Annotated in this window: 13 protein-coding genes; 9 read left to right on the top strand and 4 right to left on the bottom strand. The window is 71.1% G+C overall.

What is annotated here, in order from left to right:
• From E2651_RS44255 to E2651_RS31325, 8 genes are all read left to right on the top strand, one after another.
• The coding region (locus tag E2651_RS44255) for a hypothetical protein (protein ID WP_209446292.1) at positions 1–2,839 on the top strand (2,839 nt) is incomplete at its 5' end.
• Entirely contained in the window at positions 2,832–3,734 is a 903-nt protein-coding gene (locus E2651_RS31355) for an ABC transporter ATP-binding protein (RefSeq protein ID WP_135334635.1), read from the top strand. The genes E2651_RS44255 and E2651_RS31355, both read left to right, overlap by 8 nt.
• Positions 3,735–3,842: 108 nt before the next feature.
• The gene (locus E2651_RS31350; RefSeq protein WP_135334634.1) at positions 3,843–5,069 is read left to right on the top strand and encodes an alginate lyase family protein; all 1,227 of its coding nucleotides are present in this window, start codon (positions 3,843–3,845) and stop codon (positions 5,067–5,069) included.
• A gap of 75 nt (positions 5,070–5,144) precedes the next feature.
• Positions 5,145–5,825, top strand: a complete 681-nt coding sequence (locus E2651_RS31345) for an ABC transporter ATP-binding protein (protein ID WP_135334633.1) — start codon at positions 5,145–5,147, stop codon at positions 5,823–5,825.
• A gap of 170 nt (positions 5,826–5,995) precedes the next feature.
• Positions 5,996–8,539: a sensor histidine kinase KdpD gene (locus tag E2651_RS31340; RefSeq protein WP_135334632.1), complete on the top strand. Its 2,544-nt coding sequence runs from the start codon at positions 5,996–5,998 to the stop codon at positions 8,537–8,539.
• 32 nt (positions 8,540–8,571) lie between these two features.
• On the top strand, positions 8,572–9,288 hold the full coding sequence (locus E2651_RS31335) for a response regulator (protein WP_135334631.1): 717 nt from the start codon (positions 8,572–8,574) through the stop codon (positions 9,286–9,288).
• 89 nt (positions 9,289–9,377) lie between these two features.
• Positions 9,378–9,776 (top strand): OB-fold nucleic acid binding domain-containing protein, encoded by a 399-nt coding sequence (locus E2651_RS31330; RefSeq protein ID WP_135334630.1) that lies wholly within the window; start codon positions 9,378–9,380, stop codon positions 9,774–9,776.
• 3 nt (positions 9,777–9,779) lie between these two features.
• Positions 9,780–10,520 carry a DUF3159 domain-containing protein gene (locus E2651_RS31325; protein WP_135334629.1) on the top strand — a complete coding sequence of 247 codons (741 nt, stop codon included), beginning with the start codon at positions 9,780–9,782 and terminating at the stop codon, positions 10,518–10,520.
• A gap of 70 nt (positions 10,521–10,590) precedes the next feature.
• On the opposite strand, the gene E2651_RS31320 is transcribed toward E2651_RS31325, so the two are convergent.
• From E2651_RS31320 to E2651_RS31305, 4 genes are all read right to left on the bottom strand, one after another.
• Entirely contained in the window at positions 10,591–11,268 is a 678-nt protein-coding gene (locus E2651_RS31320) for a TrkA family potassium uptake protein (protein ID WP_135334628.1), read from the bottom strand.
• Entirely contained in the window at positions 11,268–11,933 is a 666-nt protein-coding gene (locus E2651_RS31315) for a TrkA family potassium uptake protein (RefSeq protein WP_135334627.1), read from the bottom strand. The genes E2651_RS31320 and E2651_RS31315 overlap by 1 nt, the downstream gene beginning before the upstream one ends.
• 129 nt (positions 11,934–12,062) lie before the next feature.
• A complete protein-coding gene (locus E2651_RS31310; protein WP_135334626.1) occupies positions 12,063–12,302 on the bottom strand; it encodes a hypothetical protein in 240 nt (79 codons plus the stop codon).
• Positions 12,302–12,631, bottom strand: coding sequence for a winged helix-turn-helix domain-containing protein (locus E2651_RS31305; RefSeq protein ID WP_135334625.1), 330 nt, complete (start codon positions 12,629–12,631; stop codon positions 12,302–12,304). The genes E2651_RS31310 and E2651_RS31305 overlap by 1 nt, the downstream gene beginning before the upstream one ends.
• Before the next feature lie 181 nt (positions 12,632–12,812).
• Here E2651_RS31305 and E2651_RS31300 point away from each other — a divergent pair, with 181 nt between their 5' ends.
• Positions 12,813–15,059 (top strand): MMPL family transporter, encoded by a 2,247-nt coding sequence (locus tag E2651_RS31300; RefSeq protein WP_135334624.1) that lies wholly within the window; start codon positions 12,813–12,815, stop codon positions 15,057–15,059.
• Positions 15,060–15,081: the final 22 nt, after the last annotated feature.

Raw genomic sequence — 15,081 nt, 5'->3', positions numbered from 1 at the left:
GAGTTCGGACGGGCGGGCGCCGCTGGGTGCGCGTTCGGTCCGGGGGTGCGGTGGCCTTGGGCGGGCGGTGCCGGTGGGCGTGCGGTCGGTGTGGTGGCGTATGAGGCGGCTGGTGCGGGCGGAGTTCGCGCTGCTCGGGTGTCTTGCGGTGCTTGTGGCTGTGCTCAGTGGGGTCGTTGTGGCCGGGCCGGGGATGCTTGAGCGGTCCTCCGGGGACGCGTTGGCGGCGCGGCTCGAGCAGGAGCAGCGGGCCGCGCCCGGGATCACGCACCGGATGCGGTTCGATCCGGAGGTGGAGCGGCCCGGCGAAAAGAGTGCGCTGGGTGCCGATCTCGGGCGGTTCTCGACAGTCATCGAGAATGCCGCACCCGCGGCCCTGCGGGGTGACCTCGTCCGCGACTCCACCCGGATCGCGCTGCCCGGTGTGCGGATCGGCGAGGGGACCACTTTGTCGTTGCTGTACGCCTCCGACGCGCCGCCCGCCGCCGCCTACGCCGCGGGGCGGCCCCCACGCGCGCGTGGCAGCGTGGTCGAGCTCGCCGTCTCCACCCGCACCCGTGACGCGCTGAAGCTGCGGCTCGGGCAGGAACTCCGGCTCGGGCCCGGAGCGTTGGAGAACGTGGACGCACCGGCCCGGGTGGTCGGGTTCTTCGCCGCCGATGACGGGCGGCGGCTCTGGCGCGAGCAGCCCCTGCTCGCGCGTACGGCACGGGATCCGCGCGGCGGGGCGGACGAAGCGGTGCGGTACGCCGGCGCACTCCTCGCGCCGCGCGGCGTCGAAGTGCTGCAGAACCAGTCGCGCGCCGAGCTCACCGTGGTCTGGGGCATGCGGCTCGACCTCGGCGCGGACGCCGCGCGCTTCGTCGGCGAGCAGGGGCAGCGCGACTTCGAGCGCCTCATGTTCCGCTATCCGGAGTCCGTGCAGGGCGTCACCTGTGACTTCGGGATGTACGGCGGTATGGCCTGCGCCCTCGGCTCGCATCCGGCCACCGAGGTGGAGACGGCGACCCAACTGCCGGACACCCTGGACGAGTTCCAGCGCCAATGGCGGCAGGGGAGTGTCGTGATCTCCTTCGCGCTCGCCTCGGTGACAGCGGTGGGCCTTGCCGCCGTCGTGGTCGCCTCGCTGCTCTCCGTACGCCGTCGGCTTGACGTTCATCGTCTGCAACGCGCGCGTGGGGCATCGGCCTCGGGGATCGCCCTGGGGCGCGCGCTGTCGACCGCACCGGCCGTGGTGCTGGGGTTCGTGGCGGGCTGTACGGGTGCCTCGCTGCTGCCGGGTGTGTCGCCCGCGGCGTCTGCGTCGTCCGCGTACGGGCGCGGGGTGCTTGTCGCCCTGTGCGCCTGGCTGTTGCTGCCCCTGCTCACCTGGTGGGCCGTGCGGGACCGGGCCCTGCTTCGGGACAGGGGATCCGGTGGCGGTCGCCGTGCCGTCGCCGAGGCGGGTGTGCTGGTGGTCGCGGCGGGGGGTGTCCTCGCGCTGCGGGCCCGTGGCACCACGGGCGGCTCGGGAGGCGATCCGCTGCTGGCCGCCGTGCCCGTGCTGCTCGGACTCGCCACGGTGGTGGTGCTCGTGCGCCTCTATCCCCTGCCGGTACGCCTTGTCGCGCGCTGGTCGGCCCGGTGGCGCGGAGCCGTGGTCCTCATCGCGCTGTCCCGTGCCGCCAAGGAGGCCCCCGCCCGGGCGCTCGCGCTGCTCGTCCTGGTGGTGACGCTCGCCGGTGCCGTGTTCGGCGGTCTGGTCACCGGGACGCTGACGGAGGGGCGGCGGGACGCGGCCGCCTGGCGGGTGGGTGCCGATGCCTCCTTCCTGGGGGCCGGGCGTGACCCCGAGACCGCGGAGCGCCTGGCACGCGCGCGTGGGGTGCGGGAGACGGTGACGGTGCGGCAGCTGCGGGTCGACCCGATGAGCGGGACGGACGGCGGGCGGTACGGGATCGCCGGCCTGATCGGCGTCGACGGCCTGAAACTGCGCTCGGCGGCGGGGAGTTCACCGGCGGCCCGCGCGCTCATCGGCGCGGGCATCAGCGGGGGCGGTGGCAGCCGTGACATCCGGGTGCTCGCCGACGCCGCCGACGCGGGCGACGTGCTCACCATCACCGTGCACGGCAAGGAGCGGCGTCTGCGCGTCGTGGGCCCCCTGCCCGACGCGGTGCGGAGCGACCCCGCCCTCGGCCCCGTACGCGACGGCACCGAGGGCAGAGAACGTCTCCTGCTCGCCGACAACCGGGACCTGGAGGCCTTCGAAGCGAGCGAGTTCGAGGAGTCCGCCCTGCTCCTGTACGGGCCACGCCTGGACCCGGACCGGCTGCGTTCCGTCGTCCCGCGCACCGCGCCGGGCATCGGCGTCGGGGAGCTGCGGATCCTTGCCGAGGAGCAGGCCGAGGCCGACGAGGACGGCCTGATCGCGGCGGTGACCGCCGCGCACACCGCGTGCACCGCCGTGGCCGTGCTCCTCGCACTGCTCGCTCTCGTACTCGAACTCCTGCTGTCCGCCCCCGCACGCGGCAGCACCGCCGCCCGGCTGCGCACGCTCGGCCTGGGCGGCCGTGCCGTCGCCGGACTGCATCTGCTCCAGCTCCTTCCGCTGGTGCTCGCGGCCGTTGCGGGCGGCGTCACGCTCGGTCTTACCCTGCCTGAGCTGCTCGGACCCGCCCTCGACCTGCGGGAGTTCACCGGCGGTCCCACCGCGCCCGCCCTGCGGACCGACGCGCTGTTCACAGCGGTGCCGGCCGCCGGGGCCATCGCCCTGGTGGCGGCCGCGGTGGGCGTGGAGACATGGCTCGGACGGCGACGGGGCCTCGGCGCCGTCCTGCGACTGGGGAGGAACGATGACTGAACTCGCCGACCTGGAGGCACGGGCGACCGCCGCGCGCCGCCCCGCCGGTGACGAAGGTCTGGTCGTCTGCGACAACCTCGTACGCGTCTATCGCACCGACGCGGTGGAGGTGCAGGCGCTCCAGGGGCTCGACCTGGTGGTCCGGGAAGGGGAGTGTGTGGCCCTCGTGGGCGCATCGGGCTCCGGCAAGTCCACCCTTCTGTCGATCCTTTCGGGACTCGATCTGCCGACCGCGGGACGGGCGAGCGTCGCGGGCCACGACCTGCTCGCCATGGGGCGCCGCGAACGCCTCGGCTATCGCAGGAAGACCGTCGGCTTCGTCTGGCAGCAGACCGGGCGCAACCTCCTGCCGTACCTCACCGCGCTGGAGAACGTCGCGCTGCCGATGAAGTACGCGCGCGTGCCCCGTCGCGAGCGGACCGCGCGGGCCGCCGAACTGCTCGGCGTGCTCGGCGTCGCGCACTGCCGCGACCGGCGCCCCGCCGAGCTGTCCGGCGGCGAGCAGCAGCGGATCGCCGTCGCGGTCGCCACCGCCAACGCGCCCCGCGTCCTGCTGGCCGACGAGCCCACCGGAGAGCTGGACACGGCCAGTGGCGAGGAGGTGTTCGCCGCGCTGCGCCGCGCCAACGAGGAGCTCGGCGCGACCGTCCTGGTCGTCACGCACGACGCGCTCGTCTCCGGGCAGGTCCGCCGCACCGTGCGCATCCGGGACGGCCGTACGTCTACGGAGACGCTGCGTGAACAGGGCGGCGCGGGGGAGGAGTTCACGGTTCTGGACCGGGCGGGGCGGTTGCAGCTGCCGCGGGAGTACGTCGAGCGCTATGGGCTGCGAGGGCGGGTGCGGCTCACGGAGGAGGCGGACCACATCGGGGTCTGGGGTGACTCCACGCCTTGACGGAAGGCTGGGCCTTGACGGAAGACTGGTCCGTACCTATGGTCACGGCCCAACACGCGTGTTCAGAAAGGTACTTGAAGTTCACATACGAGAATGGATGGCCCTCGCATGGCCGACACCCCCACACCCGTGCGCCACCGCCGCAGACGTCGCACCGCCGTCCTCGCGACCGTCGCCTCCGTAGTGACCGCCTTGGTCGCCGCCGTCCTATCCTGGCCCGGCGCCGAGCGCGCCGACGCCGCGCCCAGCACCTTCGCCCACCCCGGAGTCACCGTCTCCCGCGCCCAGTTGGACTTCACCAAGGAGAAGGTCGACGCGGGAGCCCAGCCCTGGAAGGGTGCCTGGGATCAGATGAAGGGGAGCAAGTACGCCTCCCTGTCGCGCACGCCCAAGCCCCGCGCGGTCGTCGAGTGCGGTTCCTACTCGGACCCCAACTACGGCTGCACCGACGAGCGCGAGGACGCGATAGCCGCGTACACCACCGCTCTCGCCTGGTACATCACCCGCGACGAGCGCTACGCGAAGAAGTCCATCGAGCTGATGGACGCCTGGTCCGGCACCATCAAGGACCACACCAACAGCAACGCCCCGCTGCAGACCGGCTGGGCGGGCTCGTCCTGGCCCAGGGCCGCCGAGATCATCAAGCACACGTACACGGGAGGCTGGTCCAACTCCGGGCGCTTCGCGACGATGCTGCGCAACGTCTATCTGCCCGAGATCATCAACGGCTCCAACTCCAACGGCAACTGGGAGCTGTCGATGATGGAGGCCGCCGTCGGCATCTCCGTCTTCCTCGACGACAAGGGGGCGTACGACAAGGCCATGGCGAAGTTCCGTACGCGTACGGCCGCCTACGTCTATCTCGCGTCCGACGGATCGCTGCCGAAGACCGTGCCCAGCCAGAACCTGAACACCCGCGAGAAGATCGTCAAGTACTGGCAGGGGCAGGGCACTTTCGTCACCGGGCTCACCCAGGAGACCTGCCGCGACCTCACGCACACCGGGTACGGGCTCTCCGCCATCTCGCACGTCGCCGAGACCAGCCGCATCCAGGGCGAGGACCTCTACAAGACCGACGTGGGGGAGCGACTGCGGCAGGGGCTCGGCTTCCAGGCCAAGTACGAGCTGGGCGAGGCACCGCCGAGCTGGCTCTGCGGGGGCTCGCTCGACCGGGGCATGGGACCCGTCACGGAGGTCGGCTACAACGCCCTGCACGGCCGCATGGGGCTGCCGATGACCAACACCCAGAAGCTCACCGAGCAGAACCGCCCGGCGGGCTCCAACAACCTCTTCGTCGCCTGGGAGACCCTCACCCACGCGGACAACCCGAGCTGATCCGGGCCTTGTTGGGCCGGGCGTACGGTGACCATACTGGCGCCCGGCCCAACAGGACCGTACGGGGGAGTGTGCATGACGCAGGACGCGGTCGTCGTCGAGGATCTGCATCGGTCGTACGGCACCGGAGCGGCCGCCGTGCACGCCCTGCGCGGCGTCTCCTTCACCGTCCCGCGCGGCGAACTGGTCGCCCTGAAGGGCCGGTCGGGGTCCGGCAAGACCACGCTGCTCAACCTCGTCGGCGGGCTCGACACCCCGGACGCGGGGAAGATCACCGTCGAGGGCCTCGAACTCGCGGGCCTCGGCGAGGACGGGCTCCTCGAGCTGCGGCGCGACCGCGTCGGCTTCATCTTCCAGTCCTTCGGACTCATCCCGATCCTCAGCGCCGCCGAGAACGTCGGCGTACCCCTGCGGCTCAAGAAAACCGATCCACGCGCGCGTGAGGAGCGGGTCGAGCTCCTGCTCGCCCTCGTCGGGCTCGCCGACCACGCCGGGCAGCGGCCGGGCGAGCTCTCCGGAGGGCAGCAGCAGCGCGTGGCGATCGCCCGCGCCCTCGCCAACAAGCCGTCCCTGCTGATCGCCGACGAACCCACCGGGCAGCTCGACGCGGAGACCGGGCTCGCCGTGATGGAGCTGCTGCGCGCCGTCGTCCGCAGCGAGGGCGTCACCGTCCTGGTCGCCACGCACGACACGGCGCTGCTCGACCTCGCCGACCGGGTCCTCGAACTGAGCGACGGCGAGATCGTGGAGCACTGACGCCCGAGCCGCGGCGCCGACCGGCCCATCAGGGTTGCGTCAAGGAGCGGCCGCCCGCGCACCCTCGTCCCTTTTGCGGGAATTGTTGGCCGTAAGGTCGACGCTGCGTACAGAGATCGGCGCAGACATCGGCGCTGCGTACGGCGCAGTTTCGGGAAGACAATGGGGCCATGGCACGCGGCAAGCTTCGGATATACCTCGGTTCGGCACCGGGCGTCGGCAAGACGTACGCCATGCTCTCCGAGGCGCACCGCCGCATCGAGCGTGGCACCGACTGCGTGGTCGCCTTCGTGGAGCACCACGACCGGCCGCGCACCGAAGTGATGCTGCACGGCCTCGAACAGCTGCCCCGCAAGGAGCTGGAGTACCGCGGCTCCCGCTTCACCGAGATGGACGTGGACGCCGTCCTGGAGCGCTCGCCCGCCGTCGCCCTGGTGGACGAACTCGCGCACACCAACGTGCCAGGATCGCGCAACGCCAAGCGCTGGCAGGACGTCGAGGAGCTGCTCTCCGCGGGCATCGACGTCGTGTCGACCGTGAACATCCAGCACCTGGAGTCCCTCGGCGACGTCGCCGAGTCGATCACCGGCGTACGCCAGCGCGAGACCGTGCCGGACGAGGTGGTGCGCCGCGCGGACCAGATCGAGCTGGTCGACATGTCGCCACAGGCGCTGCGCCGGCGCATGGCCCACGGCAACATCTACAAGCCCGACCGGATCGACGCCTCCCTCTCCAACTACTTCCGCCCCGGCAACCTCACCGCGCTGCGCGAACTCGCGCTGCTCTGGGTCGCCGACCGGGTCGACGAATACCTCCAGCAGTACCGCGGCGAGCACAACATCCGCTCCACCTGGCAGGCCCGCGAGCGCATCGTCGTCGGCCTCACCGGAGGCCCCGAGGGCCGCACGCTGATCCGCCGGGCGTCCCGGATGGCCGCCAAGGGCTCCGGCAGCGAGATCCTCGCCGTCTACATAGCCCGCAGCGACGGCCTGACCGCCGCGTCGCCCAAGGAGCTCGCCGTCCAGCGGACCCTGGTCGAGGACCTCGGCGGCACCTTCCACCACGTCATCGGCGACGACATACCGGCCGCGCTGCTCGACTTCGCCCGCGGCGTCAACGCCACCCAGATCGTCCTCGGCTCCTCGCGCCGCAAGACCTGGCAGTACGTCTTCGGGCCCGGCGTCGGCGCGACCGTGGCCCGCGAATCGGGTCCCGACCTGGACGTCCACATCGTCACGCACGACGAGGTCGCCAAGGGGCGCGGACTGCCCGTGGCCCGCGGGGCACGGCTCGGACGATCCCGGATCATCTGGGGCTGGCTGGTGGGCGTCGGCGGCCCCGCGCTCCTGACGCTGCTGCTCACCCACGTCGACGCCGACCTGGGCCTCGCCAACGACATGCTGCTGTTCCTGACACTGACGGTGGCGGCGGCCCTGGTCGGCGGTCTCCTTCCCGCCCTGGCGTCGGCGGCCTTCGGCTCGCTGCTCCTGAACTACTACTTCACGCCGCCGCTGCACCTGTGGACGATCTCCGACTCCAAGAACATCGTCGCGATCGTCGTCTTCGTGGGCGTCGCGATCTCCGTCGCCTCCGTGGTGGACCTCGCCGCACGCCGCACCCACCAGGCCGCCAGGCTGCGCGCCGAGTCGGAGATACTCTCCTTCCTCGCCGGCAGCGTGCTGCGCGGCGAGACCTCACTTGACGCCCTCCTGGAGCGCGTACGCGAGACCTTCGGCATGGAGTCCGTGGCCCTCCTGGAGCGCGAGAGCGACGTCGCCCCCTGGACCTGCGCGGGCAGCGTGGGGCCGCGGCCCCTCGGCCGCCCCGAGGACGCGGACGTGGACATGCCGGTCGGCGACCACATGGCGCTCGCCCTCTCCGGCCGGGTGCTGCCCGCGGAGAACCGCCGGGTGCTCGCCGCGTTCGCCGCCCAGGCCGCCGTCGTCCTTGACCGCCGGCGCCTGCAGTCCGAGGCCGACCAGGCCCGCACCCTCGCCGAGGGCAACCGCATCCGCACCGCGCTGCTCGCCGCCGTCAGCCATGACCTGCGTACGCCGCTCGCGGGCATCAAGGCCGCCGTCACCTCCCTGCGCTCCGACGACGTCTCCTGGTCCGAGGAGGACCAGGCCGAGCTCCTCGCGGGCATCGAGGACGGCGCCGACCGCCTGGACCACCTGGTGGGCAACCTCCTGGACATGTCGCGCCTGCAGACCGGCACCGTCACCCCGCTGATCCGCGAGATCGACCTGGACGAGGTCGTCCCGATGGCGCTGGGCGGCGTCCCCGACGGCAGCGCGGAGCTCGACATCCCCGAGACGCTGCCCATGGTCGCCGTCGACAAGGGGCTCCTGGAGCGCGCCGTGGCCAACATCGTCGAGAACGCGGTCAAGTACAGCCCCGACGCCGAACCGGTCCTGGTCTCCGCGAGCGCGCTGGGCGACCGCGTCGAGCTCCGGGTCGTGGACCAGGGTCCCGGGGTCCCGGATGCCGCCAAGAGCCGCATCTTCGAGCCGTTCCAGCGCTACGGTGACGCTCCGCGCGGCGCGGGCGTGGGCCTCGGCCTCGCGGTCGCCCGCGGCTTCGTCGAGGCCATGGGCGGCACGCTCGGGGCCGAGGACACCCCGGGCGGCGGCCTCACCATGGTCCTCACGCTGCGGGCGGCGACGGGGCGGCCGCAGGACCGCCCGGATCTCTCCGCCCAGGTCACTTCGTGACCCTGAACCAGATGCCAGAAAGGCAGGCCAGAATGGTGCACTCTCCCGGGGGAGACCCCCGGACCCCCACGAGGGTGCTCGTGGTCGACGACGAGCCGCAGATCGTACGCGCCCTCGTGATCAACCTGAAGGCGCGCAAGTACGAGGTGGACGCCGCCCCGGACGGAGCCACCGCGCTCCAGCTCGCCGCCGCACGCCACCCCGACGTGATCGTGCTCGACCTCGGCCTGCCCGACATGGACGGCGTGGAGGTCATCCGGGGGCTGCGCGGCTGGACCCGCGTCCCGATCCTGGTGCTCTCCGCGCGGCACAGCTCGGACGAGAAGGTCGAGGCCCTCGACGCGGGCGCCGACGACTACGTCACCAAGCCGTTCGGCATGGACGAGCTCCTGGCCCGCCTTCGCGCCTCGATCCGCAGGGCCGAGCCCGTCGGAGCGGGCGAGGACGACGTGATGGTGGACACGGAGGACTTCACGGTCGACCTGGCCGCGAAGAAGGTCAACCGCGACGGCCGCGACGTACGCCTGACGCCCACCGAGTGGCATCTGCTCGAGGTCCTGGTGCGCAACACCGGCCGCCTCGTCAGCCAGAAGCAGCTGCTCCAGGAGGTGTGGGGCCCCTCCTACGGCACGGAGACGAACTACCTGCGCGTCTACATGGCCCAGCTGCGCCGCAAGCTGGAGGCGGATCCCGCGCATCCGCGGCACTTCATCACCGAGCCGGGGATGGGTTACAGGTTCGAGCGGTGAGTCAAGGGTCGATCCGGGGCTGAGCGGGCATAAGCACAGATGAGCGCACCCACTGCGGCGCTGTCGGCGACCCCCGGTACGCTTCCTGTATGAGTGCTGTTCCTGGTTCAGAGAAGCCGGCGGGCCGATTCCGGCGCATGCTCGACCGGCTGTCCTCCTCCCAGGAGGACCTGGAGTCGGAAGAGCTGCGCGAGGACTCCGAGACGGCTGGATGCATCCGCATCGGAGACTGCCAGGACCGCCAGATAGTGACGGTTACTGGTACCTTGCGCACGGTCACCCTGCGGCCACGTGCCGGGGTCCCGGCCCTGGAGGCCGAGCTCTTCGACGGCTCGGCGGCGCTGGACGTGGTGTGGCTCGGCAGGCGCTCCATCGTGGGGATAGAACCGGGGCGCAAGCTGATCGCGTCGGGCCGGATCTCGATGAGCCGGGGCCGCCGGGTGCTCTTCAACCCCAAGTACGAACTCAGACCCCTCGGACGGGAGTAGCCGGTGACGTCCCTCGACAAGCCGACGGACCAGGGAACCACGGATCAGGAAGCCGATTCCAGGGCCGTGACCGAGGCCGCGCTCTTCGAGGCCTTCGGCGGCGTGCGGGGCATGGTGGAGACCGTCGTCCCCGGCCTGCTCTTCGTGACCATCTTCACGATCAACAAGGACCTGCACATGTCGGCCATCGCGGCCCTCGCGGTGTCCCTGGTGCTCGTGGCGGTCCGCCTGGTCATGAAGGACACCGTCAAGCACGCCTTCAGCGGCGTCTTCGGTGTGGCCTTCGGTGTGGTCTTCGCGATGATGACCGGCAACGCCAAGGACTTCTATCTGCCGGGCATGCTCTACACCCTGGGCCTCGCCCTGGCCTACATCATCACGGCCATCGCGGGCGTGCCGCTGATCGGACTGATCCTCGGCCCGGTCTTCAAGGAGAACCTCTCCTGGCGGACCCGCAACCCGGGCCGCAAGAAGGCCTACACAAAGGCCAGTTGGGCCTGGGGTCTGATCCTGCTCGCCAAGTGCGCGATCCTCTTCCCGCTCTACTGGTGGGCGGACACGACCCAGTTCGGCTGGGTCCTGATCACCCTGAAGATCCCGCCGTTCCTGCTCGCGGTGTGGCTGACCTGGGTCTTCCTGGCGAAGGCGCCGACTCCGATCGACGTCTTCGCCGAGATGGAGGCCGCCGAGAAGGCGGAAGAGGAGCGCAAGGCCGCTGCCGGGCAGCACCGCAGAGAGGTCTAGACGCCGTATCAGTACGTGGATGGGGGCGCCCGGAATCTTCCGGGCGCCCCCATCCACGTACAAGCAGCGACTAGCTCGCCGCATCCTCCCGGCGCACCGAAAGCAGGTCCTCCAGCTGCTCCTCGCGGGCCTGCGCGGCCACGAAGAGGAGCTCGTCGCCGGCCTCCAGGGAGTCGTCCGAGGTCGGCGCGAGGACGCGCGTGCCGCGGATGATCGTGACCAGCGAGGTGTCCTCAGGCCACTCGACGTCGCCGACCCGCGTGCCCGCGAGGGCCGACTCGGGCGGCAGCGTCAGCTCCACGAGGTTCGCGTCGCCGTGGCTGAAGCGAAGGAGACGGACGAGATCGCCGACGCTGACCGCCTCCTCGACGAGCGCGGACATCAGACGCGGGGTCGAGACCGCGACGTCGACGCCCCAGGACTCGTTGAAGAGCCACTCGTTCTTGGGGTTGTTCACGCGGGCGACGACCCGCGGGACGCCGTACTCGGTCTTGGCGAGCAGCGAGACGACCAGGTTGACCTTGTCGTCGCCGGTCGCGGCGATCACCACGTTGCAGCGCTGGAGCGCCGCCTCGTCGAGGGAGGTGATCTCGCAGGCGTCGGCGAGCAGCCACTCGGCCTGCGGGACGCGCTCGACCGAGATGGCGGTCGGCGCCTTGTCGATGAGAAGGACCTCGTGCCCGTTCTCCAGGAGCTCACCGGCGATGGACCGGCCCACCGCGCCCGCTCCGGCAATGGCGACCCTCATCAGTGACCTTCCTCGGGGCCTTCGGCGAACGCCGCTTCGACCTTGTCCACTTCGTCCGTACGCATCATCACGTGCACCAGGTCGCCCTCCTGCAGCACCGTCTGCGAGGTCGGCAGGACCGCCTCGCCCAGCCGGGTGAGGAAGGCGACGCGTACGCCGGTGTCCTCCTGGAGGCGGCTGATCTTCTGCCCGATCCAGGCGTCGGACGCGTGCACCTCGGCGAGCTGTACGCCGCCGGTGGGGTCGCGCCACAGCGGCTCGGCCCCGGAGGGCAGCAGCCTGCGCAGCATCTGGTCGGCGGTCCAGCGGACCGTGGCGACGGTGGGGATGCCCAGGCGCTGGTAGACCTCGGCGCGGCGCGGGTCGTAGATGCGGGCCGCCACGTTCTCGATGCCGAACATCTCGCGGGCGACCCGGGCGGCGATGATGTTGGAGTTGTCACCGCTGCTGACGGCGGCGAACGCGCCCGCGTCCTCGATGCCGGCCTCGCGCAGGGTGTCCTGGTCGAAGCCGATGCCGGTGACGCGGCGGCCGCCGAAGCCGGAGCCCAGGCGGCGGAAGGCGGTGGGGTCCTGGTCGATCACGGCGACCGTGTGCCCCTGTTGTTCCAGGGTCTGCGCGAGAGCGGATCCGACTCTCCCGCAGCCCATGATGACGATGTGCACGCCCGTCCTTCCGGCTGTGTCAATACTTTTTGCTCAGGCTGAACGGTAAAAGCGTCTCAGACCGACGCCCAAGCTACACACGCGCGGTCCGTGCGGGGCACCCCTGTGCACCGGCCGGTGCACACGGACTCAGTCCACGCTGCGCAGCAGGCCCTCGAGCGACTTGATCCGGTGGTGCATCTCGACGAGCTGCAGCCGGTTCGCCTCCTGCTCGGACCGGGCCCGCTCGACGGCTTCCTTGTACCCCAGCATCGCCTCGGCGTACTGGCGGTCGCGCTCGCGGTTGCGCTGCGTCTGGAAGTAGGCGACCGCCACGACCGCGCCGGCGAGTATCAGGAAGAAGGCGACCGGGATGATCACGTCGTCCATTAAGACCCCTCAGGTGATTGCTGTCCTGCCCCGTCCGACGTGTCCTGTTGGACGGCCGCGAGGATCGTGTCCACATTCAACCGCACGTCGAACGGCGCCAGTTCGAAGTATTTGAGCGCCTTGCCGTCGTCGGAGAGCTCCAGGCGGCCGACGACGAGACCGGCCTTCTCCAGACGTTCGAGGTGCATGTAGAGCAGGGGCCGGGAGACGCCGAGCCGCCGCGCCAGTTCGCTGACGTACAGCTGCCCCGGGGCGAGCTCGGTGATGATCCGGATCCGCTGGGCATGACCGACCGCGGAGAGAAAGGCGAGCAGCTCTTCGCTGTCCATGGCCCGCCTTCGCGCTGGTCCCGAAACGTGTCAGCCAAGGCTTACGCATGACGGGTTCCACTGTCAATCCGCCTCCCCGCAGCCCCGTATGACAGTTGACGGCTCGCTCCTTCACCTGTCAGTCTCCACTTACACATGAAGGCCTGAGGGTCTGGGGATTGGTGAAGGGGCGGGGATGGTCATGAAGAAGCGATCGGTCACGGTGCGCGTGGCCAGATGGAGTGCGCTGCATCCGTGGCGCGCGGTCATCGGCTGGCTGGTGTTCGTCGTGCTGTGCCTCGGGGGCGGGATCGCCGCCGGCATGAACAGCGCGACCTCTGAGGACTTCCGTGTCGGCGAGGCGGGCCGGGCCGAGGCCCTGGCGACCGAGGGCGGCGTCCAACTGCGGTCCACGGAACACGTGCTGATCCGTGCCGCGTCGGGCCCGCTGGACAAGGGGGCCGCCGACGCCGCCGTCAAGGACATCACCGCCCGGATGAAGGCCCTGCCGGAGGTCGCGTCGGTGGCGGACCCGGTGCGCTCGGCCGACGGACGGGTCCTGCGGGTCCAGGTGGAGCTGAACGGCTCCGAGCAGGACGACCAGGACACCGTCCCCCCGCTCCAGGCCCAGACCGAGGCAGCCGCCAAGGCGCACCCGGACCTGGTCATCGAGGAGACCGGCGACGCCTCCGTGAGCAAGGGGGTCGACGGCCAGCGCGACAAGGACCTGCAGTTCTCCGAGGCGATCACCCTGCCCATCACGCTGATCACGCTGGCCGTGGTCTTCGGCTCGGTCGTCATGGTCGGCGTACCGCTGCTGCTCGCCGTCACCTCGATCATGGCGACGATGGGCCTGGCGATGCTGGCCTCGCACCTGCTGCCGGACACCGGCGTCGGGATGAGCATGATCCTGCTCATCGGCATGGCCGTCGGCGTCGACTACACGCTCTTCTACCTCAAGCGCGAACGCGAGGAGCGGGCCCGCGCGGGCGGCCGGCTCACCTCCGAGGCCCTGGTCGAGGCCGCCGCCGCGACGGCCGGGCGCGCGATCGTCGTCTCCGGGCTCGCCGTCATCGTCTCCACCACCGCGCTCTTCCTCGCCGGTGACGTCATCTTCGACTCCCTCGCGACCGGCACCATCCTGGTCGTCGCCGTGGCCGTGGTCAGCTCGGTGACGGTGCTGCCCGCGCTCCTGGTCAAGCTCGGCCGCCGCACCGAGCGCCGCACGGCCAAGCGCCGGGCCCGGGGCAAGACCGTCCGGACGCGCGACGAGACGAACCCCGGCCGCGTGTGGAGCGCCCTGCTCACACCCGCCCGCAAGCACCCCGCGCTCACCCTGTGCCTCTCGGTCCTCGTCATGCTGGGGCTCGCGCTGCCGGCGCTGAACCTGAACCTCAAGAACCCGGCGCGGGACAGCTTCTCGCGCGAGATCGAGGCGATGAAGGGGTACGACAGGCTGCTCGAGGCCTTCCCCGAGCTGCGCGTCCGGCACCTGGTCGTGGTGCGGGCCGAGGCCTCGCAGGCCGCCGACGTCCGGGCGGCCCTGGGGGAGTTGGACCGCAAGGCGCAGGCCGACCCGCTCTTCTCGCACCCCTCAGGTGCTCCGCTCCTGCGCTCCTCCGAGGACCGGAGGACCACCACACTGGAGCTGAACGCCCCGCACCCCACGTACTCGGAGAAGGCCGAGGACTCGCTCGACCACCTCCGCCAGGACTATCTCCCCGCGACCGTCGACAAGCTGCCGGGCGTCGAGACGGCCGTCACCGGCGAGGTGCCGCGCGGCACCGACTACGTGGACCACCAGAACGAGAAGCTGCCCCTCGTCCTCGGCTTCCTGCTCCTGATGACGTTCGTCATGACGGTCTTCGCGTTCCGCTCCGTCGTCCTCGGACTGCTCGGCGCCGTCCTCAACCTGCTCTCGGTCGGGTCGGCGCTCGGACTGCTCGTCCTGGTCTTCCAGGGCGACTGGGCCGAGGAGTTGCTCTCCTTCGTCTCGCTCGGCGGCATCTCGTCGCGCGTACCGCTCTTCCTCTTCGTGATCCTCTTCGGGCTCTCGATGGACTACCAGGTGTTCGTGGTCAGCCGGATCCGCGAGGCCGCGCTGAACGGCGTACCGACCCGGCAGGCGGTCCTCGACGGCATCGCGTCCTCCGCCAAGGTCGTCACCAGCGCCGCGATCGTCATGGTCACCGTCTTCGCGAGCTTCGTGATGCTGCACATCCTGGAGATGAAGCAGATGGGCTTCGTCCTCGCGGTGGCCGTGCTCCTCGACGCGTTCGTGATCCGCGTCATGATCCTGCCCGCGGCGCTGCTGCTCCTCGGCCGCGCCACCTGGTGGCCGTCCCGCGCGATCCGCCGCGCCGAGGCCCTCGCGGCGCAGCGGTACGGGGCGCAGACGGCCGCCGACCAGCGCCCGTTCACCGGGCAGGGGGTGGCTCGTCATGGCTAACCGGAGCAGTTAGGGGGTGGTG

This window comes from Streptomyces sp. MZ04, assembly GCF_004684775.1.
GTDB lineage: Bacteria > Actinomycetota > Actinomycetes > Streptomycetales > Streptomycetaceae > Streptomyces.
This window is presented reverse-complemented; position numbering and strand designations above follow the sequence as displayed.

Coding starts and splice junctions, on each gene's coding strand:
- E2651_RS31300 (WP_135334624.1), top strand. CDS start 12,813: ATGAAGAAGCGATCGGTCACGGTGCGCGTGGCCAGATGGAGTGCGCTG.
- E2651_RS31330 (WP_135334630.1), top strand. CDS start 9,378: ATGAGTGCTGTTCCTGGTTCAGAGAAGCCGGCGGGCCGATTCCGGCGC.
- E2651_RS31305 (WP_135334625.1), bottom strand. CDS start 12,631: ATGGACAGCGAAGAGCTGCTCGCCTTTCTCTCCGCGGTCGGTCATGCC.
- E2651_RS31350 (WP_135334634.1), top strand. CDS start 3,843: ATGGCCGACACCCCCACACCCGTGCGCCACCGCCGCAGACGTCGCACC.
- E2651_RS31340 (WP_135334632.1), top strand. CDS start 5,996: ATGGCACGCGGCAAGCTTCGGATATACCTCGGTTCGGCACCGGGCGTC.
- E2651_RS31355 (WP_135334635.1), top strand. CDS start 2,832: ATGACTGAACTCGCCGACCTGGAGGCACGGGCGACCGCCGCGCGCCGC.
- E2651_RS31310 (WP_135334626.1), bottom strand. CDS start 12,302: ATGGACGACGTGATCATCCCGGTCGCCTTCTTCCTGATACTCGCCGGC.
- E2651_RS31335 (WP_135334631.1), top strand. CDS start 8,572: ATGGTGCACTCTCCCGGGGGAGACCCCCGGACCCCCACGAGGGTGCTC.
- E2651_RS31345 (WP_135334633.1), top strand. CDS start 5,145: ATGACGCAGGACGCGGTCGTCGTCGAGGATCTGCATCGGTCGTACGGC.
- E2651_RS31320 (WP_135334628.1), bottom strand. CDS start 11,268: ATGAGGGTCGCCATTGCCGGAGCGGGCGCGGTGGGCCGGTCCATCGCC.